This is a genomic window from Zhongshania aliphaticivorans, from assembly GCF_001586255.1.
Lineage (GTDB): Bacteria > Pseudomonadota > Gammaproteobacteria > Pseudomonadales > Spongiibacteraceae > Spongiibacter > Spongiibacter aliphaticivorans.
In genome coordinates this window covers 3,730,616-3,752,551 of record NZ_CP014544.1, presented here as the reverse complement: position 1 = coordinate 3,752,551, position 21,936 = coordinate 3,730,616, and the positions used below count along the sequence as shown (strand labels likewise).

Genomic DNA, 21,936 nt, shown 5'->3' with positions numbered 1-21,936 from the left:
TGGTTGCCTAAAGAGGGCTAAGGTATGCTGATGAATCGTTAGGATGGGCGAAGGGTTTAATGCATTTTCAAAAAGTAATCGATTTTTGGTTCAATGAGCTACCCGCCGCGGCGCATTTTCGTAAAGACCCAGATCTTGATCAATATATAGCCAAGCAATTTGGTCGAGTTCATCAGGCAGCTGTTGCTGGCGAATTGTATTCTTGGCGGTATAAGGCCTTGGGCCGCTTGGCGGAAATCATCGTACTCGATCAGTTTTCGCGCAATATCTACCGCGATCAGGCCAAGGCGTTTGCCGCCGACGGCCAGGCCTTGATTTTAGCGCAAGAAGCAATTCGGGCGCGCGCCGACGAAGACTTGAGTCAACAGCAGCGGGTGTTTATGTATATGCCTTATATGCACAGCGAGTCGGAGGCTATTCAAAATGCCTCGCTCCGCTTATACGAGGGGCTGGGTTTGGCTGATAACTATCGTTTTGCGATAAAGCACCAGCAGATCATCAACGAATTTGGCCGCTATCCCCACCGCAATGCTATTTTAGGTCGCGAATCGACGGCCGCCGAAGTCGCCTTTTTGAAAACGGCAGGCTCATCTTTTTAAGCGCGCCGATTCTGGCCCGTGCAAAGCAAATGGAGATATCAATGCGCGCATTATTGCCGCTGTGTTTAGTATTTTGTTTCGTGGTGAGTGCGCCAGCACACGCCGAGTGTGGCTACCCAGATAGTGATCGCGGGCAAGCGCCAGATTGGCTGTGTGGTGAAGGTGATTTTGAGGGGGCCGGATTCTTGGCGGTTGGCGACAAAAGCCGGATGCCGTCGATTTCATTGCAAAACCGCTTGGCGGGCAAAAGCGCAATGACCGCTGTGGTATCTAAAATTTATGCTCACGCCGCCGCCGAACTACAGGCGGAACTACCGGAGAGCGTGCAATTATCCGTGACTAATCGTATCGACTGGGCGCAAGTGGCGCGCTTTAAAGGCATTAGCGTGCTCGATAAAGCGGTGAGCCCCCAGCGCCACCTCTATGTCTTGGCCGGGGTGGAAGCTGAACTTCAGTCGGGCATGGTTTACACCGCAAGACGAGAAATTTTAGCGGCAAACAAAGCGCAGATAATTGCTTCCTTGGGCAAGGACGTCTGGCGCAAACTCAATATGCCAATGGACAAACCCATGGCTGATGCTCAGCCTTAGCCTAGCGCCCTGCATCTCCTACGGCGTTAGCGTCGAGGTACAGTGCGGGCAGCGGCTGGCTTTTATCGCAATTTTAGATAGGCATTGGGGGCAGTCTTTGGTGGTCGGTGCCGCGGGGGCAGTCTCCTCCGCTTTTTGCATATTGTTCATGTTTTTAATCAGCATAAAAACTGAGAATGCGACAATTATAAAGCTGAACACCGCATTGAAAAACACCCCGTAATTGACGGTCACTGCCCCGGCAGCCTGGGCGGCCGCCAAATTGGCATAGGGGCCTGCAACGGCGCCGTCTTTTAAGATGACAAATAAATCAGCAAAGTTGACCCCGCCGAGTAATAGCCCGATGGGCGGCATAATCACGTCAGCAACTAGGCTTTTGACAATGGTGCCAAAGGCGCCGCCGATAATAATACCCACGGCCATATCTACAACATTTCCGCGCATGGCAAATTTTTTAAATTCGGTGAACATAGCTTTGGCTCTCTTGGTGAATTGCAAGTTGGTGTAACGCGGCTGTTCCGCCGCGGTCGAGTTTATTTATAGAAGTAAATTACCGACGATGCCAGCAAATGCGCAGGGCGCTGCCCATTTTGGCGCTTCTCTTGAAGAGTGTCGTTGATTCTGTGGCCTACTTTGGTGCGCGGCAATGGTGTTGTGATTAGTAAATCAGGCCAGCCGATTGCAAAGGCTTGGTAGGCGAGGCGCTAGCGTGAATTTAGGTCTGGGGTAAATCTAGGCTCCATTTTTGCTTGTATGGTGTTAAGCCATCCCTGTTGATTTTGGAAAAGCAAATAATGATGTTGATATCTTGGTTACTTATACGTCGAGCTTTAGCGATAGCTCTCTGTTTTGCCGCGATTGTTGGCCATGCCGCGACGCCACTTTCTGAGCTGTACAGTGCAGTACCAAGGCCGCCAGCGGATGTCACCGAGGCGCTTACGTGGGTCAGCGATGGAGAAATAGTGCAGGCCAAGTTTGTCGCCGTAGCGGCGGCCTTGGCTGCTGAACGCACAAAAATTGCGACACTGAATGGCGGCACAATACCGAGCATCCCAATAAGCGTAGCGACTAGTATTTCAGATAGCGTTGAGGTGCAGGCGGCGGCTCGCAGTTTTGCTGACTACTTGGCGCACGCCCAGGGTGATGCCGCGCCTAAGGCGGTGTTAGGCAAGCGCAAGCGTTGGCTACAGGCGGCTTTTGGTAGGAGTCAGCTGGAGATCAGTAGGAGCATGGCGCCCTGTGACACGCCCTGTACGGATACGGCTGTTATTGAGGCGAATAAGCGGCTTGTTAGTCGCCGAGATTATGAGTTAAAAACTGAAATTAGGGCGTGGAACGCGATGTTCGACGACTGGAAAACGAAGCAATTTGGCGCGTTAATTGCCGCTGATACTTATATTGAGGCAGCGGGCGGCGGTGCGGCGACAACAGCGCAGGGGCGCTCGATAATAGCGAGTTATCAGGCGGCGATGCTCGATGAAATTGAGTTGCTACTGTCGATTACAAAATTATGTGTACTGCGCGCCGAGGCCATCGTTACGGGGCTAGATGGCTCCGAGCCAGATGCAATCAGCGGTGCGACCAAAAAGGCCGCTAAATAAAGTCGCGGCGGTGCGGGCTGATTTCTCTGCCGCTGTTAGCGGGCGTAGCGGATCGTGAGTGCGGTTGTTACTCCCCAGACCCCATTGATGGCTAACACCAGGATTGGGGTATATAGACCCAGCTCTAGGCCGCCTAAACCTTTCTGAGCTTGCGGGAAAATGAGGAGTAGTTGAACGGCCGTCGGGAATAGACTCAGCACTAAGCCTTTGCTAAGTGGGCGGGACGTCAGCATCGGTAGCACAAACAATAAACCCCAAATTCCTCCCCAGACAATGCGTGGATAAAGCCAGCTTGGCGTTAGATTGGGCGCAATGGCAATATCTAGGCGAGTGGTTATGCCTTGGTCGCCAAGCAGCCAAATGGCCAGGCTATTCACAAGAGCGCCTAGGCAGCCTGCGGCAAAAAAGATCAGAAATTTTCTCATGGGGACTCTCTTTAGATTTAGGTATTGCAGCGCACCGCATTGCTTATAGGGTGTGGCGAATATAGTAGCTGATATATTACCCCGCTACGTGGTGAACTTGCGCCTTACGAATTAGTAATCGCCTAGTGGTATCCGCGTGGCGCAATAAGGGGCAAAATGACGTTTATTAGACAATGTTTGTAACAGTGCTGAGTATAGATTGTAGGCTCAGCTGTTGCGGTGGTGAATAAATATAATGGCTGTAGCAATGACAACTGAACAGAGAACAGAGATCGCCTTAATTACTGGTGCGTCGGCAGGTATTGGCAAGGCCTATGCCGAGCACTTGGCGCCGCGTTGTAAGGCAATGGTGCTGGTAGGGCGCGATGAGGCCAAATTGGCTGCGCTGACTGAGGGGCTTAAACAAAATGGTTTAACGATTTATAGCCTCGCCCTAGATTTAAGCAGCAGTATTGGTGTAGCGAGGGTAATGGAAGCAATTCGTCAGAAGGGCCCCATTAGCTTGCTGATTAATAATGCGGGCTTTGGCACTCTTGGTCGTTTTGCCGAAGCCGGTCTGGACGAGCAGCAGGCTATGGTGAATTTGCACTGCAATGCTACCTTGGCATTGTGCCGTGCAGCCTTGCCCTATATGAAGGAAAACGGCGGCGGTCGAATTATTAATGTGTCATCACTGGGTAGTTTTTTTCCGTTAAAAAATTCGGCGGTATACGGCGCTAGCAAGGCATTTCTTAATGCTTACTCAGAGGCATTGCAATTAGAAGTGCGTCGCGATGGAGTAAAAGTGCAGTGCTTATGCCCTAGTTATACGCGTAGTGAATTTCATCTGCGAAAGTCGCTGACCGGTGTAGATAATAGTGCTGTGCCTGAGGATATGTGGTGGACGGCAGAGGCGCTTGTGGCGTTCAGTTTGGGCGAACTCTATAGCGATAATGACGCTGTTATCTGTGTTCCTGGTGATGATGGTCGTCAATTGGCTCATCAGGCACTATGTGCTTCTGCCGAAAAATTTAAATAAGAAGAGTGTTGTCATAATGCTGTGGTCGCCCAAGCTAGAACGCCAAGCCATTCCTGCGTTGCCTGATATAAGGATTGACGCTGACATTGCCAACCTGTCTTGGGCGGAGAATTACAGCGCCTATTATGGCATTGATTTTCGGCGAGAATATAGTGGTCTGAGGCATTTGATCGGTGGCTTTGACAGTGCCGGTGAACGCATTGCTATGCAGGTTTTTTTGCTGCCCAACGCCCACAGCACCGCTTTTGTCTACCATGGTTACTACGATCATGTTGGTTTATTCGACAACGTAATTAATTATTTTTTAAAACATGGTTACTCGGTGGTGGCCTACGATATGCCGGGCCATGGTTTGTCTAGCGGGGAAGCTGCGGCGATTGACGATTTTATGCGTTACCGCCAAGTGCTGAACGATGCTTTTACGGTGGTCGCCAATTTCGGCCTGCCAGCGCGACGTGTCGGTCTCGCGCAGAGTACCGGCTGCGCCGTGCTCATGTCGCATTTGCTTAGTGGCGGCGAAGGTGATTTTGACCGAGTGGTATTAATGGCGCCGTTGTTAAAGCCCTGCGATTGGTGGTGGGGCAAACCCGCTCACGCCGTATTGAAGTATTTTATTCACAGCTTGCCCCGTAAATTTGCCGACAACTCCGATGATCAGGCGTTTTTGGAATTTCTCCGCGAGCGCGACCCCTTACAGGCCAGAACCTTGCCGATTAGTTGGGTGGGCGCCCTGAAAAAATGGCAGCCGTGGTTTCTCAAGCAAGCGCCGGTCAATAGCTCGGTCTTAATATTGCAGGGCGATGCCGATGAAACCGTCGAGTGGCGCTATAATCTGCCGCGCATAAAGCAGAAGTTTCCGAATGCCAAAGTGGTGTTTGTGCCTGGCGCACATCACCATTTAGCAAAAGAGAGCGAAGTGTATCGGGAGCAGCTGTGGCAGGCCTGTGATGATTACTTTTAGGCGCTGAATGCTTGACGGGAGACGGTAAACGCAAAAAATAGCGACGCGTTACGAAAATTCGGAGTCATACCTTCGTAGGAAGGTATCCATGTGAGCGCAGCGAATGCTATTAAGCGTCTCCCATCTCCCATCTCCCGTCTAGCGCCTCCCGCAACTCAACCCACCGACGGCGGCGTGGTATTCGCCACCCATTCCCACCACTGGTGCTCGCCTTCCGGTTTGTCCATGTCTTGGCAGCGATGCACATCCCACGTTACTAGGTAATCTGGGTTGTTAACTGCTTCGCCGTCGCCAGTTTTGTAATTACCCGCGGGGGCAATAAACCAAGGCGCAGTTGAGGAGGGAATGGTGAATTCTTGTTCGTCACTCTGGCGCAGGGTAATGCCGTCATTGGCGGTTACCCGCACCACGGTGCCAGCGAGCATGCGCTGCTGAAGGGTGTCGCCATTGATATCGTAATAGCTTATACCGACCAGTGCGCGTTTATCGAGCAGCGCGGCGAGTTCGGCGTTTAAAATATCAGACATAAATGGCGTTGCCCTTGCAGTTTCTGTCGCTTAACGCGACAGGTGGTTTAGAACAATACGCGGCAGCGAATAGTGCCTTTCACGTCGAGCAATTTCTCTACCGCAAATTCGCTAGAGGCTTCATCTATATCGATAACTACGTAACCAACTTTTTCGCTGGTTTGCAGGTATTGGCTGGCGATATTGATGTTGTTCTCCGAAAAGATCAGGTTAATCGCGCTGAGTATGCCCGGCACATTGTGGTGAATGTGCAGAATACGGTGCTTGCCGGGGTGAGCCGGTAGCGCCACTTCAGGGAAGTTAACTGAGGAGGTGCTGGTGCCGTTGTCTGAGTATTTCACCAGCTTATCGGCGACTTCCATGCCGATATTCAGCTGGGCTTCAACAGTCGATCCGCCAACATGGGGTGTTAAAAACACATTGTCGAACTCGCGCAGCGGCGAGATGAACTCGTCATTATTGCTGCGTGGCTCTTCGGGGAATACGTCAATGGCGGCGCCAGCGAGCTTGTTGTCGCGTAGGGCGTTAACGAGCGCGTCGATGTCGACCACGGTGCCACGGGCCGCGTTAATTAGAATCGCGCCAGTTTTCATTTGGGCAAACTGATCTGCGCCCATCATCATCTGGGTAGATACGGTTTCTGGCACGTGCAGGGTGACGATGTCAGAAGTTGCCAGCAGTTCGCCCATGCTGACTTGGCTGGCATTGCCTAGTGGCAGTTTATTGACCACGTCGGTAAAGCACACTTCCATGCCTAGGCTTTCGGCGATAACAGATAACTGCATGCCAATTGAGCCGTAGCCGATAATACCAAGGCGCTTGCCGCGGATTTCGTAGGAGCCAACCGCGGTTTTCATCCACTCGCCGCGGTGGGCGGCGGCGTTTTTCTCGGCTAGGCCACGCATTAGCAGAATCGCTTCGGCAATAACCAGCTCGGCAACTGAGCGGGTGTTCGAGAAGGGGGCATTGAATACCGCAATACCACGCTCGGTGGCGGCTTGCAGGTCAACTTGGTTGGTGCCTATGCAAAAACAACCTACCGCAATCAGTTTTTTCGCTTCATCTAGCACTTCAGCGGTGAGCTGGGTGCGCGAGCGAATGCCAACAAAATGGGCGTCAGCAATTTTTTGCTTCAACTCTTCGTCGGGCAGGGCCTTTTGGTAGTAGTCGATATTGGTATAGCCGGCCGCGTGTAGGGCATCGACAGCGGACTGGTGAAGTCCTTCCAATAGCAGGAATTTGATTTTGGCTTTGTCGAGGGATGTTTTTGCCATGAATTTGCTAGCCCCACTCTGAGGTAAAGTGAAAGCGCAGTATGTTATCATATTACACTTTCCCAAGTGCGATTCTGAGAGGCATTTTTACCATGTCGGCGAGCCAAATACCGTCCTCTGCTAGCGTAATTAAAGACTTACAAGCCATTGTGGGCGAGGACAAGGTCCGCAGCGATGCTGAAATCCTGCTCAGCCACGGTCGCGACTGGACCAAAGTCCACACTCCAGCCCCCTTGGCGGTGGTTTTCCCTCGCACGGTGGCCGAGGTGCAGGCCATTGTTAAACTGGCTAATACCCTAGAGTTTGCCGTTGTGCCCTCGGGCGGCCGCACCGGTTTGAGTGGTGGCGCTGTTGCCGCTAACGGCGAAGTGGTGGTGTCATTCGATTATATGAGTCATATCAGCGACTTCGATCCCATTGATCGCACCGTGGTTTGCCAAGCTGGCGTGATCACCGAGCAGTTACAGGGCTTCGCGGAAGATCGCGGCCTGTTTTACCCAGTAGACTTCGCCTCGGCGGGTTCTTCGCAGATTGGCGGCAACATCGCCACCAATGCCGGCGGTATTAAGGTTATTCGCTACGGCATGACCCGCGACTGGGTAGCGGGTTTAAAAGTGATTACCGGCAATGGCGATTTGTTGGAATTGAATCGCGGTCTGCTGAAAAACAACGCGGGCTACGACCTTCGGCAACTCTTTATTGGCGCAGAGGGCACCTTGGGGCTGATTGTTGAGGCTACCATGCAGCTGACCCGTCAGCCCAAAAATCTCACTGCCTTTGTCTTGGGTGTGGAAGATTTTAACGGCATTATGAATTTGTTTAATCGCTTTCAGGCTGAGATGGACCTGACCGCCTTTGAGTTCTTCTCCGAGCAAGCCCTGCAAAAAGTGGTGGCCCACAGCAAAGTGCCTCGGCCCTTTGAGTCGGTCTGCCCGTATTACGCGCTGCTGGAATTCGAGTGCCTTAACGATGAGGTTGAGGCGCAGGCTATGGCCCTGTTTGAAGCCTGCGTGGAAGAGGGTTGGGTTAGCGACGGCGTGATGAGCCAAAGCATAGAGCAGCTTAAAAATTTGTGGCGCCTGCGCGAGGATATTTCCGAGACGATCTCTAAGTGGACGCCCTATAAAAACGATATTTCCACCGTGATTTCAAAGGTGCCGGATTTCCTTGAGGCCGTCGAGAAGCTGGTAACTGCGCAGTACCCCGATTTTGAAATTATTTGGTTCGGCCATATCGGCGACGGTAACTTGCACCTGAATATTCTTAAACCAGATGACTTGGATAAAGAAACCTTCTTCGCCCAGTGCGCCACGGTCAGTGTTGGGGTGTTTGAAATTGTTGAGAAATTTGGCGGCAGCGTGTCGGCAGAGCACGGAGTGGGCTTGTTGAAGAAAGATTATTTGACTTACTCGCGCTCAGAGACAGAAATTTCCTTGATGCGCCAAGTGAAGCAGATATTCGACCCGAAAGGGCTGATGAACCCCGGCAAAATATTCGACTAAGGCGGAGCGGCTGTAATGAATTTGTATCGTCACCACTTTATCGACGGCAGTGAATTTGCCGCCGCGCCGGGCAAGCAGGTCTGTGTTGGTCGCAACTACGCCGAGCACGCTAAAGAGCTGGGTAACGAGATCCCTGACACACCGCTGCTATTCATTAAACCCGCCACTGCCATGGTGGCTATGGCTGAACCCTTGGAATTACCCGCTGGCGATGGCAGCTGTCATCACGAGCTGGAATTAGCTTTGCTCATTGCTCAGCCTTTGAGCAAGGCCGCGCCTAGTGAGTGCCGCGCTGCGATTGCGGGAATTGGTTTAGCGCTGGATCTCACTCTGCGGGATTTGCAGAGCGAGTTAAAAAAGAAAGGCCAACCCTGGGAGCGCGCCAAAGCCTTCGATGGCGCTAGCCCGCTGTCGGCGTTCATTCCCTTTGAGCAAGACTTGGATTTTGCTTCGTTAAAGTTGCGCTTAACGCGCAATGGCGGCGTGCAACAACAAGGCAGCTGCGCCGATATGCTGTTCTCAGTCGAAACCCTGCTCAGCGAAATCAGTCACAACTTTAGCTTAATGCCCGGCGATGTCGTGCTAACCGGTACCCCCGCAGGGGTCGGGCCGCTGTGCAGTGGTGATCATTTGCTGTGTGAGTTGGAAGGATTGCTGAAGGTAGAGACGGTTGTTCTTTAGCGGGAGACGCTTGACGGGAGATGGTAAACGCTAAGATAAAAGCAGTACGCTGCCTTTGCGTTTTCCGTCTCCCGTCCAGCATTAAGCGGTAAGGGTTTTCACGCCTTCTGCCGTTCCCAGCAACAACACATCCGCAGGCCGGCAGGCAAACAAACCATTAGTCACCACGCCGGTAATATTATTGATCTGCTCTTCGGTTTTTTGCGGGGTGGCAATCATAAAGTCGTAAACATCTAAAATGATATTACCGTTGTCGGTGATCACGCCTTCGCGGTAGACCGGATTGCCGCCGAGTTTAACCAGTTCCCGCGCCACGTAGCTGCGGGCCATGGGGATGACTTCTACGGGTAGGGGGAAGGCGCCTAGGCGGTCAACCAGCTTGCTGCCGTCGGCGATGCAAATGAACTGCTTGCTAGCCGCGGCGACGATTTTCTCGCGGGTCAGGGCGGCGCCGCCACCTTTGATTAGCTCGAGGCGTTCATTCGTCTCGTCGGCGCCGTCAACGTAGACCGCAATGGTGCCGCAGCTGTTTAACTCCAGTACTTCAATGCCGTGTTTACGCAAGCGCTGGGCCGAGGCTTCGGAGCTGGCAACGGTGCCCTTGAGTTCATTTTTGAAATCAGCAAGCAGGTCAATAAAGAAATTGGCGGTAGAGCCGGTGCCAACACCGATGATTTCGCCATCTAGAATAGCGGGCTTGATGTGGTCGATCGCGGCTTGAGCTACCGCGAGTTTTAGCTCATCTTGTGTCATGGTTGGCCCTTGTTGTGGCGTTGCTGCGAGAGATCCTTAGTCCGTGATTATAAAATTTGCAGCGGTTAATTGCGAGGTGGATTTCAGATGGGTGATTTCGATGGTTACTATAAAGCTGGATTACTTGGGCTGGGTGGATGGCGGCTAATGCTGCGCTTTGGCTTGAGACGCGGTAGACTTGCCCGCTGGAATTTTAGCGTTGCAGCCACGGCTGGCGTGTTAATGGAGACTGCGTAAAGCGATGCCCCAAAGCTATATAAAGAAAATCCTCAAAGCTCGTGTCTACGACGTGGCCATTGAATCGCCCGTGGATGAAATGCCGCTGCTGAGCAAGCGCTTGGCCAATAATGTATTGCTTAAGCGCGAAGACTTACAGCCAGTATTCTCTTTTAAATTGCGCGGCGCCTATAACAAAATGATTAGCCTCAGCGAGGAGGATCGCCGCAAGGGCGTGGTGGCAGCCTCGGCGGGTAATCACGCTCAGGGTTTGGCCTTGGCGGCATTAAAGCTCGGCGTAAAGGCCACTATCGTTATGCCCAAAACCACACCGCAAATAAAAGTGGATGCGGTGCGCTCCCGTGGCGGCAAAGTGGTTTTACATGGAGATACCTTTGATGAGGCGTCAATCTTAGCTAAAAAGCTGGTTGAAGAAAAAGGCATGGTTTACGTCCATCCCTACGATGACCCAGAGGTCATCGCTGGCCAGGGCACGGTGGGCATGGAAATTTTGCGTCAGGTAACTGGCCCCTTAGATGTGGTGTTTGTGCCCGTTGGCGGCGGTGGCTTGGCGGCTGGTGTGGCGGCGTATATCAAATATGTACGCCCCGAAGTCAAAGTGATTGCCGTTGAACCTGAGGACGCCGCCTGTTTAAAGCTGGCCATGGAAAAAGGTCGGCGGGTGACATTGCCCGAGGTCGGTATATTTGCCGACGGTGTTGCGGTGGCGCAAATCGGCAAGGAAACCTTTCGGGTATTGCGCAAAACCATCGATGGTTGCATGACCGCAACTACCGATGAGATTTGCGCGGCAATAAAAGATATTTTTGACGACACACGCTCTATAGCCGAGCCTGCGGGCGCGTTGGCATTGGCGGGTTTGAAGAAATACGTTGAAGAGAATGACTGCAGCGGTCAAACGCTGCTGGCTATCGACAGCGGCGCCAATACCAATTTTGATCGCCTGCGTTATATTGCCGAGCGCACCGAGATTGGCGAGCAGCGCGAGGCCATTCTCAGCGTTACCATTCCTGAGCGGGCGGGCAGTTTTAAGAAGTTCTGCGCGGCATTAGGGCGACGCAACATCACTGAATTTAATTACCGCTATAGCGATGATCGCGATGCTCAAATTTTTGTTGGGGTGTCGGTGGCCGCCGGTGGTGGAGATCGCAATGAGCTCGTGGCGGCGCTACAGCAGTTAGATTATCCGGTGGCAGACTTCACCGACAACGAAATGGCCAAACTTCATATTCGTCATATGGTGGGTGGTCATCGCCCTGCTGCGATTGAAAATGAGTTGCTGTACCGATTTGAATTTCCGGAACGGCCCGGTGCGTTGATGAATTTTCTGACCAAGCTGGGCAATCGCTGGAATATCTCGCTATTCCACTATCGCAACCACGGTGCGGCCTATGGTCGGGTGTTGGTCGGTTTGCAGGCAACAAAAGCGGAGCGCAAGGAAATAGAGGCCTTCCTCGATCAGCTGGCTTATCCCTATAACGAAGAAAGCGACAACCCAGCGTATAAATTGTTTTTGAGCTGAGGCGCGCTGCTAGGCTTTACCCCGGCCGCGCTTAGGAATGATCACCGCGCGGTCGGTAATAATCATGTCTAAGCCGATATCCCAGTTGTCTACTGGCAGTGCCGAGACCTCTTGGCAGTGATGGGCGATGCCAATCAATAATGGCTTTTGCTGCGCGCTGCGCTTTTTAAAGGCAAAACAGCGGTCGTAAAAGCCACCCCCCATACCTAGTCGCCCGCCGTTTTTGTCAAAACCCGCCAAGGGAAGCAATACAATGTCTAATTGCGCCGGCGCGATAGCGCAATAGCGCAGGCCGGCGGGTTCGCCAATCCCATAGCGATTTTGCCGCAGGGTTTGCCGCGGGTAGTAGCGCTGAAAGCTCATACGTTTTTGGCCCGCGCCACCTAAATGAATGCGTGGTAAATAACAGCGCTTTTTCTGCAGGCCCGCGTGGCGCAATAGGTATTCTGGCGAAATTTCGCCATCACTGGCCGTGTAAGCGGCGATATGACTGGCGCGTCGGTAGGCGCTGAGTTTGATGACGCGCCGCATTAATTGCTGGGCAGCCAAGTGCTGCTGGTCGGGCAAAATTTGCCGACGGCGTGCTCTGAGGCTTTGGCGTAGCTGGTTTTTAAGCGCTGAGTTCATGAAGCCATTATAGCGTCAGAAGGTCTAGTCTTGATAAGTGTTTAAGATTGAGAGAATGCGAGGAGTGTCGTAAAAGCCCCAAGATACCGCTGGCCGCGTGGCCCTTGAACCCAGCGGTTCAAGGTGGAGCACTCCGCGAGATCGTTAGGCTTTCCGACAAGCGGACATGCACACAGATCTCGGCTAAAGCGCTCCGGGTATAAAAGCATCGGCTCAGGGGTCTAGACGGCCTAGCAAATATCCCAGGGTGGTGACCAGTATACCGCCAGCGTTGGCCCAATAACAGGCCGGGGGAGTAGGGGATTTAACTAATATCCATTTGGCGGCAGCGGTGAAGGGTCTCTTCCGCTTTGTCGTTAATGCGTTTCACCGCAGCGTTTTCGGCCTCGCTAGGCGCTGCATGCTTTTTATTTTGCAGCATTTCATAGCTGATATTCAGTGCCGCCATTACCGCAATGCGCTCTAGGCCAATAACCTTGCCTGAGGTGCGGATACCGCGCATTTGCTTGTCTAAATACTGCCCGGCCTGCATAAGTGCGCCCTGTTCTTCTAGCGGGCAAGCAACTTGGTATTCTTTGTCGAGAATTTTTATGACGACGGTTGGGGTGCTCACGATTCTTTCTCCAGTGCGCGTAGCCGCTGAATCATAGATTCAATCTTGGCGCGGGCAATATCGGTTTTTTCGATCAGTTGTTCGCGCTCGGTACGCCAGTGCCTGGCGTCGGCTTTAAGAGCGCGATTTTCCTTGTCTAATTGTTCACACAACTGGACAAGCTCATCCACTTTTCGTTCCACAAGTTGCAGCTGTCGCTCATCCATATTTAGATCGCGTCCGTACCCAGAAAAAGATCAGATTATAGTAGAGTGTGGCTCGTATGTGGGTCAATGCAATTAAGCGGTGCCGTAATTGCGTCTACTTAGCGATAAATCTTTATTATTCATCCCATTAGATATTCGATTTTAGTTCTGTGCAGCGCTACCATTGCGGGCTTACCCGTATTAATGGACGTTTATCATGGCCGCCAGTTTAGAACACGACGATCTCGCGAATCTTTTTCTCAGTCTCGGTGCATTGCAGCCACCCGCTGAGCTGCACGGTTATGCCGCGGGCTTTATTTCGGTAGGTGGTCGCTTAGAGCAGGATGGCTGGTTGCAGCACTGTGTAGACCTGCTGGACTGCGAGGCGCCAAACCCAGAGCAAAGCGATGCCCTCTATACCGTGTATTGTACCGCGCTGCTAGGCTTGGAGTCGGGTGAGATGGATTTAGAATTACTGCTGCCTGACGATGAGTTTGACCTAGATCAGCGCATTGCCAGTCTCGGTCAGTGGTGTCAGGGTTATTTAACTGGTTTTGCTATGGCGGGTAAGCAAAAAGTCGATGGCGACAAAAGCTACTCTGATGAGCTGACCGAGGCGATTAGCGATATCGCCGCCATTGCGCAGGTGTCGGCTGATGAAGGCGACGACGAAGAGGGCGAGCAGGATTATTTCGCCGTGAGCGAATATGTGCGCATCGCCGCCATGACCATCTTTGCCGAGTTTAATGCCTTGTCGCCAAACTATGGTGATGAGGATGCCAGCGGCCGACTGCACTGATGTGAGCGGCTAATTGTTAGGCTTGCGCTGTGATAAGCTCGGTGCTGAGTTTTGCACTTAAGCCGATTGTACACTTAGAGCGATTTTAGCGATCTATATTGCGAACAATGAGATAAACATGAGCATAAGCAAGCAGGAATTTGCCCGTCGTCGTAAAAATCTAATGGCCTTGATGGAGCCTGGCAGCATCGCCATTATTCCGGCGGCTAAAATGGTGAGCCGCAATAGCGATACTGAATACCCCTTCCGTCAAGACAGTGACTTTTATTATCTCAGCGGCTTTGACGAGCCAGACGCAGTGCTGGTGCTTCTACCCGGCCGCGCCAACGGCGAAGTGGTGTTGTTTTGCCAGGATCGGGATCCGGCCATGGAGTTGTGGACAGGTTATCGCGCTGGGCCAGACGGTGCCTGCGCAAATTACGGCGCCGATGATGCGTTTCCCATTGCCGATATCGACGATATTTTGCCGGGCTTATTAGAAGGGCGGCAGCGGGTGTATTACGCCATGGGTCGCCATGCTGAGTTTGATCAGCAGGTGATGCAGTGGGTGAATGTGATTCGCTCCAAGGTGCGCACTGGCGCTCAACCGCCCGGTGAGTTTTTGGATTTAGATCACCATCTCCATGATCTGCGCTTGTATAAGTCGGCTGCTGAGCAAAAAGTGATGCGCCGCGCCGGTGAAATTTCCGCTGCGGCCCATTGCCGCGCGATGCGTTTGTGTCGTCCCGGTGTTTTTGAATATCAGCTGGAAGCGGAAATACTCCACGAATTTGGCCGCAATGGCGCCCGTTATCCTGCCTACAGCAGCATTGTTGGCGCCGGTAAAAACGGCTGTATTTTGCATTACGTAGAAAACAGCTGTGAGATTCGCGATGGTGACTTAGTGTTGATCGACGCGGGTTGTGAGCTGGATTACTACGCCGCCGATATTACCCGCACTTTCCCAGCAAATGGCCGCTTCACTCCCGAGCAGCGCGCCCTCTACGAGGTGGTCTTGGACTCGCAAAAAGCGGCGATAGCCACGATTAAGGCCGGTAATCACTGGAATCAGGCCCACGATGCGACGGTGCGGGTAATTACGACGGGCTTGGTCAATTTGGGTTTATTGGCTGGCGAGGTCGATGCCTTAATTGCCAGTGAGGCCTACAAGCCCTTTTATATGCACCGCGCTGGCCACTGGTTGGGTATGGACGTACACGATGTTGGTGACTACAAAGTCGGCGGTGAGTGGCGGGTGCTAGAAGAAGGTATGGCGATGACGGTCGAGCCCGGCATTTATGTTGCGCCGGATAATCTCGATGTCGACGCTAAGTGGCGAGGTATTGGTATTCGTATTGAAGATGACGTGGTCGTCACCAAAACCGGCTGCGATATTTTAACGGCGGCGGTGCCTAAGGAAATTGACGAGATTGAAGCGTTAATGGCGGAGGCCCGTCTTGCCGCGCACTGATTACGATGTAGTGATTGCCGGGGGGGGCATGGTCGGCGCGAGCTTGGCCCTGAGCCTTTATGGGCATAGCAAGGGTGGTTTGCGGGTGCTGGTCGTTGAAGGTTTCCCGCTGCCGCCCTTGGCAGAGTCGGGTGTGCCAGCCTATCGCCCTAGCTTTGACGCGCGTTCTACGGCGCTGTCCTTTGGTAGTCAGCAGATATATCAGGCGCTGGGTATTTGGCCTTTGCTGCAAGAACACTTGAGTACTATCGCCAAAGTCCATGTGTCGGATCGAGGTCATTTTGGCAGTGTGTTAATGACCGCAGAGAGCCAGGGCTGGGAAGCGCTGGGTTATGTAGTGGAGAATATGTGGCTGGGCAATGTATTGCTCAACCATTTGCGCCAGCATAGTAATATTGAATTTTTGTCTCCCGCCAAGGTTAGTGCTATTCATGTCGGGGATGGTTACGCCACCCTGAGTTTGCAAGAAGGCGAAAGTCAGCGTGACATCACAACTCAGCTTGTTGCCGTGGCCGATGGTGCAGAGTCGGGTTTGCGCAATCAATTAGGCATTGCCGCCACCGTTGCGGATTATCATCAGCTCGCGGTCATCGCCAACGTGGCCACTGAGCAGCCTCATAAAGGCTATGCTTACGAGCGTTTTACCGAGCGTGGCCCCTTGGCGCTGCTGCCATTGGTTGATGACGGCAGTGGCCAGTCCCGCTCGGCCTTGGTGTGGACCTTCCCTGAAGCAATGGCAGATGAGGTTATGGCGTGGTCTGATGAGGCGTTTTTGGCTGAATTGCAGCGCAATTTTGGCTACCGGCTGGGACGACTGCAAAAAGTCGGGCAGCGGGCATCGTTTCCCTTACAGCTAATGCAGGCCGAGGAGCAGGTGCGCCGCCAGGTGGTGGTGATGGGCAATGCTGCCCATTCCCTGCACCCAGTCGCTGGGCAGGGGTTTAATCTCGCTTTGCGCGATGCCGACAGCCTCAGCCGACTCCTGGCGAAAGCACATAGCGAGAAGCGCGCCTTGGGCGAATTGAATTTATTGCAGCGTTATGTGGCGAGCCAAGAAGTGGATCAACGGTTGACCACGGCCTTCTCTGACCAGCTTACTGGCATATTTAGCAACCGCCAGCCGGTGCTGAGTGTGGTGCGTAACTTGGGTTTATTGTTATTAGATGTCACACCCGCGGCAAAATCGCGTTTTGTGGCTCGGGCCGCCGGTATTATGCCGGGTTCGTCAGCGGAGTCTTTGTAATGTCGGCAAGCGTCACCGAATTTGATCTGATTATTGTTGGCGCTGGCTTGGCCGGCGGCGCATTGGCGGTAGCCCTGGCCGATCTGCCTTTGAAAGTGGCTTTAATCGAGGGGCAGGCGGTGCGCGAAGGCTGGCCGCCGCTGGAGGAAAGTGTTTTTGATTACGATGGCCGAGTTAGCGCGCTGACTGAAGGCTCTCGGGAATTTCTTGAGCAGCTTGGCGTGTGGTCAGAGATCTGTGATCGGCGGGTCTGCGCTTATACCGATATGGAAGTGTGGGACGGCGAGGGCACCGGCCGTATTCATTTTGCGGCCAGCGAAGTTAAGCGAGCAGCGCTGGGGCATATTGTTGAAAATCGCCTGCTCAATGCCGCGTTAATGAATCGCCTGCGAGATTCGGCGGGGGTGAAATGCTATTTTGCCAATCCCGTTGCCAGCTTAGAAAAGCAGAGCGGCGGCGTGGCCTTGACCTTGGCCGATGGTCGCGTGTTGCGCAGCCCAGTGGTGGTTGCCGCCGACGGCGCTAACTCTCGTATTCGCGATTGGGCGGGTTTTGTGACGCGTGAGTGGGATTACCACCACCACGCGATTGTGGCGACCATCGAAACCGCCGAAGCTCATCAAAATACCGCGTGGCAGCGTTTTCAGCCCGAAGGCCCGCTAGCGTTTTTACCACTGCCTGATACGGCTGGAGAGCAGCGTTACAGCTCCATTGTGTGGTCGGCCTTGCCAGAACAGGCTGAGCAATTAATGGCACTGGATGACGAGGCGTTCTGCCGGGAATTGGGTGCAAAATTTGAGTATCGGCTTGGCAACATTATCGCTTGTAGTCGGCGGCTGAGCTTTCCGCTGCGCCAGCGTCACGCAGCCGACTATGTGAGCGATGGCGTTGTTCTGCTCGGTGACGCTGCGCATACCATTCATCCTCTTGCTGGGCAGGGTATTAATCTCGGTTTTCAAGACGCTATGGTATTGGCTGAAGAGTGTCGTCGCGCCCATGAACGGGGCTTATCCTTGATCGAGTCCGGTGTGTTGAATCGTTACCAGCGCCGTCGCAAAGGCGGCAATTTAGCGATGATGGCGATGATGGAAGGTTTTCAGCATTTGTTTGAAACTCCCGTTATGCCGCTGCGCTTGCTGCGCAATAGCGGTATGAGTTGGCTGAATAAAGCATTACCGCTAAAGCGGCAGATTATCGCGAAAGCGATGGGTATTTCTGGGCCGCTGTGATGTTGCAAATAGAGGTCTGGCGTCGGAGGTCTGATGTCGGACGTGTCGCGCAAGGATTGACTGCTATCACCACACCTTCTTAATTTTGAATAATCTGCGGAATGCATTGAGAATTTGAATGATAATAATTATCATCTACGCCCGAGTTTGATATGAGAGGCGTTGATGATGTTTAGAGTCGCGGCACGGCTAGTGGCAATTTTGGTAGTAGTGGGTTTAGCCGCCTGTGGTCGCAGCACGCCTCCCGCTGACAGTACAACCGGTCCCGAGCTTGTCGTTTATAGCTCGCGCATTGAACAGCTCATCAAGCCCATCTTTGACGACTTTACCAAAGAAACCGGCATTCGCATTCGCTATGTCACCGATGACGCAGGCCCGTTGCTCGCGCGTATGCGCGCCGAAGGCGAAAACTCACCTGCTGATATGCTTATAACGGTCGATGCCGGTAATTTATGGCAGGCGGCTGAGCTTGGGGTGCTAGAGCCTATCGAGTCAGCCATTCTTGCTCGTAATGTGCCGCCGGCATTGCGGGATGAGCAGGGGCGTTGGTTCGGCGTATCGATTCGTGCGCGGACCATTGTCTATGCCACCGATAGAGTTAAGCCTGATGAGTTGTCGACCTATGAAGACCTTGCGAATCCCGAGTGGTCGGGGCGGCTGTGTTTACGTACCGCAAAGAAAGTGTATAACCAATCTCTTGTGGCTAGCCTGATTGTGGCGTTGGGCCAAGAAAAGGCGGAACAGGTTGTTACCGGCTGGGTCGATAACTTAGCCGTTGCACCTTTTGCCAGTGACAATAAAGTGATTGAGGCAATTGAAGCGGGGCAGTGCGACGTTGGTTTAGTGAATACGTATTATTTGGCGAGAATGCTGGCCGACAAGCCCGAACTGCCCGTGGGCTTGTTTTGGGCCAACCAGCAAGGTGAGGCGCCCGCAGGCCGCGGTGTACACGTTAATATTTCTGGTGCAGGTATAACCAAGGCGAGCAAGCATAAAGCCGAGGCGCTGCGTTTGTTAGAGTGGATGTCTGGTCCTACGGCCCAATATGACTTTGCGAGTTTGAATCAAGAGTATCCGGTCAATGACGCGACTGCGCCGTCTGAACTCATTCAGCAATGGGGCAGTTTCAATGCCGATACCATGCCAATGAGTGAGGCGGGCCGCTTGCAGGGCGAAGCCATTAAGATGATGGATCGGGCGGGATACCGCTGAGTGCAGGCCTCTGTGTTAGTGGCGCCGACCTCACGTCGATCCACTGCGGCGCTATGGTTGCTGCGGGCCGTTGGTTTGCTGGCGGTACTGGGTGTGTTAGCGCCAATTTTGGTTGTTGTATTCAGCTGGTCTTCTGAGCAAACAGATATCTGGCAGCATTTAATAGCCACTCAGCTGGGTGGCTTGCTCGCCAATACATTGACCTTGTTAGTGGGGGTCGGAATATTGGTGAGCCTGCTGGGTATCGCCCTCGCCTGGTTTACCGTGATGTGCGATTTCCCTGGGCGGGCTTGGTTTGAGTGGCTGCTGATGCTGCCAATGGCCGTGCCCGCTTATGTTATGGCGTTTGTCACCTTGGGAGTGTTCGATTTTGGTGGGCCCCTACAGAGTTTTTTAAGAGACCATGTTGGTCAAGCCTACGGCAGTATTGATGTGCGCAGTGAACCCACGGTTATTGTGGTGTTCTCGCTGGTGCTCTATCCCTATGTTTATATGCTGGCGCGCAGTGCGTTCTTGTCTCAAAGTAGCGATACCATTGAAGCGGCCAGAGCCTTGGGTTGCAATGCGTGGCAGGCGTTCTTTCGGGTAGCGCTGCCAATGGCGCGGCCAGCGATTATTGCTGGGGTGAGCCTGGCTTTAATGGAAACCCTTGCCGATTTCGGTACCGTCGCTATTTTCAATTACGATACCTTCACCACCGCAATTTATAAGTCGTGGTTTGGCTTTTTTAATTTGCAGGCCGCCGCTCAATTGGCGTCGATTTTATTGTTATTTGTGGCGCTGACTTTGTTCGCAGAGCGTCGTTCGCGGGGCGGGCGGCGCTTTGTACAGGGCGCTCGGCTTCAACACCGCTTTCGGTTTGCTGTGTCACCACTAACCGCATGGATGATGACCCTGATCTGTTCAGTGGTCTTGTTCATGGCGTTTGTTCTCCCAGTGCTGCAGTTAATGCTGTGGGCGCTAGGTGCGGGCGCCGAACAGCTCAACCGTCGTTTTTTTGAATTATTAGCGCATTCGCTGTGGTTGGCGGGTATTGCGGCCCTGGTTACCGTTATTCTGGCGCTGGTGCTGGCCTTTAATCGCCGTCAAAAAGGGCGTTTTAGCGCGGTCTTTGGCGCCGCGCATCTTGGCTATGCGCTGCCGGGCTCGGTGTTGGCGGTGGGTATTATGCTGTCGTTTACCTATATCGATAATCAGTTCTTTATTCCGCTGCAGCGCGTGTTTGGAATGGTGCCGACACCAATATTAGTGGGTTCGTTATTGACGCTTTTGGCCGCTTATTGGATTCGCTTTCTTGCGGTGGCGTCGGGTCCGGTAGAGTCAAGCCTCGAGCGCATTCGCCCAAGCCTGCCTGAGGCTGCGAGAACCTTGGGTGCGCAAGGTGCGACATTGGTGTGGCGAATTTATCTGCCCATGCTGCGGCCGGGTCTATTAACGGCGGCGGTACTGGTTTTTGTCGATGTTATGAAGGAAATGCCGGCCACCTTATTACTGCGGCCCTACGGCTGGGATACCTTGGCGGTGCGGATTTACGAAATGACTGCAGAGGGTCAGTGGCAGCTGGCAGCGTTGCCCGCTTTGGCACTGGTTGCGGCAGGATTAATCCCGGTGATTATCAGTATCCGCCAAAGTCGTCACTGAGCACTTTGTATTTATGCGCTACGGCGTTAAAATGCGCCCATCTTACGCATACGTTTGTAGAGGACGGCCTTAAATGAGCAATACCCCCAGCGAATTGAAATACGCTAGCACCCATGAATGGGCCCGTCTTGAGTCTGACGGCACCGTTACTGTGGGCATCAGTTACCACGCTCAGAACGCCTTGGGCGATGTGGTTTTTATCGAATTGCCAGAAGTGGGCGCAGAGTATTCTGCTGGCGATGAAGCTGCCGTGGTCGAGTCCGTAAAGGCCGCGTCAGATATTTACGCGCCGGTTTCGGGCGAAATTATTGAAGTTAATGAGGCGCTTGATGAGAGCCCTGAGACCGTCAATGAATACCCCTATAGTGACGGTTGGTTTTTCCGCATACAGCCTTCGGATTTAAGCGAGCTAGATAATTTGCTCGACGCCGAGGCTTATGACGAGCAGTGCGACGAGTAGTATCGTCTGCTTCACGGCGTGACTGGGCAGCCAAGGGCGGCGCTGTCACGCTAGCAAATTACTTGGTTGCTTGTTTTGCGACTAGCGCAAACTGATTACCGGCCAGCCAGCTGTTTCCGCGTACTGTCTTAGTTTCTCATCCGGATCGACGGCACAGGGTTTATCGACAACCTTGAGTAGCGGTAAGTCGTTGTGAGAATCGCTGTAAAAATAACTCCCATCGAGACTTTGCTTATTGGCCGCAAGCCATTCTTTTAAGCGCTGAACTTTGCCGTCTTGAAAACAGGGCATGCCAGAGGGCTTGCCGGTGTAGCGACCGTCGATAATTTCGGCTTCGCTGGCGAGGAGGGTATCGATCCCAAGGGCGGCGGCAATGGGGGCTGTCACGAAACTATTGGTCGCGGTAATAATCATAAGAAAGTCCCCGGCCTCGCGATGCTGTTTTATCAGTGCATCGGCTTTTGGTAGGCGCAGCGGCGTAATGTATTTGCTCATAAAGCTCTGGTGTAGTTTGCTGAGCTCGGCGCTGGAAAAACGACTCAGTGGCGCTAGCGCAAAACTGAGATAGGCTTGTATATCTAAGCCCCCCTGTTGGTATTGGCGATAGAACTCGTCGTTTTGCTGTTGAAATTCATGGCTGTCGACAATGCCCTCGCTGACTAAGAATTCACCCCAGGCGTGGTCGCTGTCACCGCCGAGCAGGGTATTGTCGAGGTCAAAAATTGCCAAGGCCATAGTAAGTCTCGTGAAGGAGGTTGAATTGGGTGGCTAGCATAGCGTCAGTAGC

24 protein-coding genes and 1 other RNA gene are annotated in these 21,936 nt (G+C 53.1%); 15 read left to right on the top strand and 10 right to left on the bottom strand.

Translation table 11 applies throughout. The features are described from left to right. Positions 1-59: 59 nt before the first annotated feature. Both AZF00_RS16685 and AZF00_RS16680 read left to right on the top strand, forming a co-directional pair. Positions 60-599 (top strand): DUF924 family protein, encoded by a 540-nt coding sequence (locus AZF00_RS16685; RefSeq protein WP_008252357.1) that lies wholly within the window; start codon positions 60-62, stop codon positions 597-599. 41 nt (positions 600-640) lie between these two features. Continuing rightward, positions 641-1,189, top strand: a complete 549-nt coding sequence (locus AZF00_RS16680; RefSeq protein ID WP_062384322.1) for a hypothetical protein — start codon at positions 641-643, stop codon at positions 1,187-1,189. 18 nt (positions 1,190-1,207) lie between these two features. Here the strand turns inward: AZF00_RS16680 and mscL are convergent, their stop codons facing one another. Continuing rightward, positions 1,208-1,660, bottom strand: coding sequence for a large-conductance mechanosensitive channel protein MscL (gene mscL / locus AZF00_RS16675; protein ID WP_062384319.1), 453 nt, complete (start codon positions 1,658-1,660; stop codon positions 1,208-1,210). Between the two features lie 323 nt (positions 1,661-1,983). Between mscL and AZF00_RS16670 the strand changes: the two genes are divergently transcribed. Then, entirely contained in the window at positions 1,984-2,790 is an 807-nt protein-coding gene (locus AZF00_RS16670; RefSeq protein WP_156474872.1) for a hypothetical protein, read from the top strand. Positions 2,791-2,825: 35 nt separating this feature from the next. On the opposite strand, the gene AZF00_RS16665 is transcribed toward AZF00_RS16670, so the two are convergent. Then, the gene (locus AZF00_RS16665; RefSeq protein WP_062384313.1) at positions 2,826-3,215 is read right to left on the bottom strand and encodes a hypothetical protein; all 390 of its coding nucleotides are present in this window, start codon (positions 3,213-3,215) and stop codon (positions 2,826-2,828) included. A 247-nt stretch (positions 3,216-3,462) separates the two neighbouring features. Here AZF00_RS16665 and AZF00_RS16660 point away from each other — a divergent pair, with 247 nt between their 5' ends. Beyond that, positions 3,463-4,233, top strand: a complete 771-nt coding sequence (locus AZF00_RS16660) for an SDR family NAD(P)-dependent oxidoreductase (RefSeq protein WP_062384310.1) — start codon at positions 3,463-3,465, stop codon at positions 4,231-4,233. A gap of 16 nt (positions 4,234-4,249) precedes the next feature. Further along, a complete protein-coding gene (locus AZF00_RS16655) occupies positions 4,250-5,194 on the top strand; it encodes an alpha/beta hydrolase (RefSeq protein ID WP_062384307.1) in 945 nt (314 codons plus the stop codon). 155 nt (positions 5,195-5,349) lie between these two features. Here the strand turns inward: AZF00_RS16655 and AZF00_RS16650 are convergent, their stop codons facing one another. Both AZF00_RS16650 and serA read right to left on the bottom strand, forming a co-directional pair. Then, on the bottom strand, positions 5,350-5,721 hold the full coding sequence (locus AZF00_RS16650) for a hypothetical protein (RefSeq protein ID WP_062384304.1): 372 nt from the start codon (positions 5,719-5,721) through the stop codon (positions 5,350-5,352). Positions 5,722-5,768: 47 nt separating this feature from the next. Continuing rightward, positions 5,769-6,995 (bottom strand): phosphoglycerate dehydrogenase, encoded by a 1,227-nt coding sequence (gene serA, locus AZF00_RS16645; RefSeq protein ID WP_008252348.1) that lies wholly within the window; start codon positions 6,993-6,995, stop codon positions 5,769-5,771. A gap of 92 nt (positions 6,996-7,087) precedes the next feature. On the opposite strand from serA, the gene AZF00_RS16640 reads away from it, so the two are divergent. Beyond that, positions 7,088-8,497, top strand: a complete 1,410-nt coding sequence (locus AZF00_RS16640; protein ID WP_062384890.1) for a D-2-hydroxyglutarate dehydrogenase — start codon at positions 7,088-7,090, stop codon at positions 8,495-8,497. Positions 8,498-8,512: 15 nt separating this feature from the next. Beyond that, on the top strand, positions 8,513-9,178 hold the full coding sequence (locus AZF00_RS16635) for a fumarylacetoacetate hydrolase family protein (RefSeq protein ID WP_062384300.1): 666 nt from the start codon (positions 8,513-8,515) through the stop codon (positions 9,176-9,178). Positions 9,179-9,259: 81 nt separating this feature from the next. On the opposite strand, the gene rpiA is transcribed toward AZF00_RS16635, so the two are convergent. Further along, positions 9,260-9,931 carry a ribose-5-phosphate isomerase RpiA gene (rpiA, locus tag AZF00_RS16630; protein ID WP_062384297.1) on the bottom strand — a complete coding sequence of 224 codons (672 nt, stop codon included), beginning with the start codon at positions 9,929-9,931 and terminating at the stop codon, positions 9,260-9,262. 241 nt (positions 9,932-10,172) lie between these two features. Here rpiA and ilvA point away from each other — a divergent pair, with 241 nt between their 5' ends. Then, complete coding sequence (gene ilvA / locus AZF00_RS16625) at positions 10,173-11,690, top strand: threonine ammonia-lyase, biosynthetic (RefSeq protein WP_062384294.1); 1,518 nt, start codon at positions 10,173-10,175, stop codon at positions 11,688-11,690. A gap of 9 nt (positions 11,691-11,699) precedes the next feature. Here the strand turns inward: ilvA and AZF00_RS16620 are convergent, their stop codons facing one another. From AZF00_RS16620 to AZF00_RS16605, 4 genes are all read right to left on the bottom strand, one after another. After that, positions 11,700-12,317 carry a 5-formyltetrahydrofolate cyclo-ligase gene (locus AZF00_RS16620; RefSeq protein WP_062384292.1) on the bottom strand — a complete coding sequence of 206 codons (618 nt, stop codon included), beginning with the start codon at positions 12,315-12,317 and terminating at the stop codon, positions 11,700-11,702. A 71-nt stretch (positions 12,318-12,388) separates the two neighbouring features. Continuing rightward, a non-coding RNA gene (gene ssrS, locus AZF00_RS16615) (6S RNA) lies at positions 12,389-12,569 on the bottom strand. Between the two features lie 52 nt (positions 12,570-12,621). Further along, the gene (locus AZF00_RS16610; protein ID WP_008252341.1) at positions 12,622-12,930 is read right to left on the bottom strand and encodes a cell division protein ZapA; all 309 of its coding nucleotides are present in this window, start codon (positions 12,928-12,930) and stop codon (positions 12,622-12,624) included. Beyond that, positions 12,927-13,100 (bottom strand): TIGR02449 family protein, encoded by a 174-nt coding sequence (locus AZF00_RS16605; protein WP_231856169.1) that lies wholly within the window; start codon positions 13,098-13,100, stop codon positions 12,927-12,929. The genes AZF00_RS16610 and AZF00_RS16605 overlap by 4 nt, the downstream gene beginning before the upstream one ends. A gap of 232 nt (positions 13,101-13,332) precedes the next feature. Between AZF00_RS16605 and AZF00_RS16600 the strand changes: the two genes are divergently transcribed. The 7 genes from AZF00_RS16600 (at position 13,333) to gcvH (ending at position 21,149) form a co-directional block, all read left to right on the top strand. Next, complete coding sequence (locus AZF00_RS16600; RefSeq protein WP_008252339.1) at positions 13,333-13,914, top strand: UPF0149 family protein; 582 nt, start codon at positions 13,333-13,335, stop codon at positions 13,912-13,914. 118 nt (positions 13,915-14,032) lie between these two features. After that, entirely contained in the window at positions 14,033-15,364 is a 1,332-nt protein-coding gene (gene pepP, locus AZF00_RS16595; RefSeq protein ID WP_062384288.1) for a Xaa-Pro aminopeptidase, read from the top strand. Continuing rightward, on the top strand, positions 15,351-16,607 hold the full coding sequence (gene ubiH / locus AZF00_RS16590) for a 2-octaprenyl-6-methoxyphenyl hydroxylase (protein ID WP_062384285.1): 1,257 nt from the start codon (positions 15,351-15,353) through the stop codon (positions 16,605-16,607). Before pepP ends, ubiH begins: the two co-directional genes overlap by 14 nt. After that, on the top strand, positions 16,607-17,836 hold the full coding sequence (locus tag AZF00_RS16585) for a UbiH/UbiF/VisC/COQ6 family ubiquinone biosynthesis hydroxylase (RefSeq protein WP_008252336.1): 1,230 nt from the start codon (positions 16,607-16,609) through the stop codon (positions 17,834-17,836). The genes ubiH and AZF00_RS16585 overlap by 1 nt, the downstream gene beginning before the upstream one ends. 165 nt (positions 17,837-18,001) lie before the next feature. Then, positions 18,002-19,048, top strand: a complete 1,047-nt coding sequence (locus AZF00_RS16580; protein ID WP_197465677.1) for an extracellular solute-binding protein — start codon at positions 18,002-18,004, stop codon at positions 19,046-19,048. Further along, positions 19,049-20,689 carry an ABC transporter permease gene (locus tag AZF00_RS16575; RefSeq protein WP_008252333.1) on the top strand — a complete coding sequence of 547 codons (1,641 nt, stop codon included), beginning with the start codon at positions 19,049-19,051 and terminating at the stop codon, positions 20,687-20,689. It begins immediately after the preceding gene. 73 nt (positions 20,690-20,762) lie between these two features. Then, a complete protein-coding gene (gene gcvH / locus AZF00_RS16570) occupies positions 20,763-21,149 on the top strand; it encodes a glycine cleavage system protein GcvH (protein ID WP_008252322.1) in 387 nt (128 codons plus the stop codon). An 81-nt stretch (positions 21,150-21,230) separates the two neighbouring features. Here gcvH and AZF00_RS16565 read toward each other — a convergent pair whose 3' ends face one another. Further along, positions 21,231-21,884 (bottom strand): histidinol-phosphatase, encoded by a 654-nt coding sequence (locus AZF00_RS16565; protein ID WP_008252320.1) that lies wholly within the window; start codon positions 21,882-21,884, stop codon positions 21,231-21,233. Between the last annotated feature and the right edge of the window lie 52 nt (positions 21,885-21,936).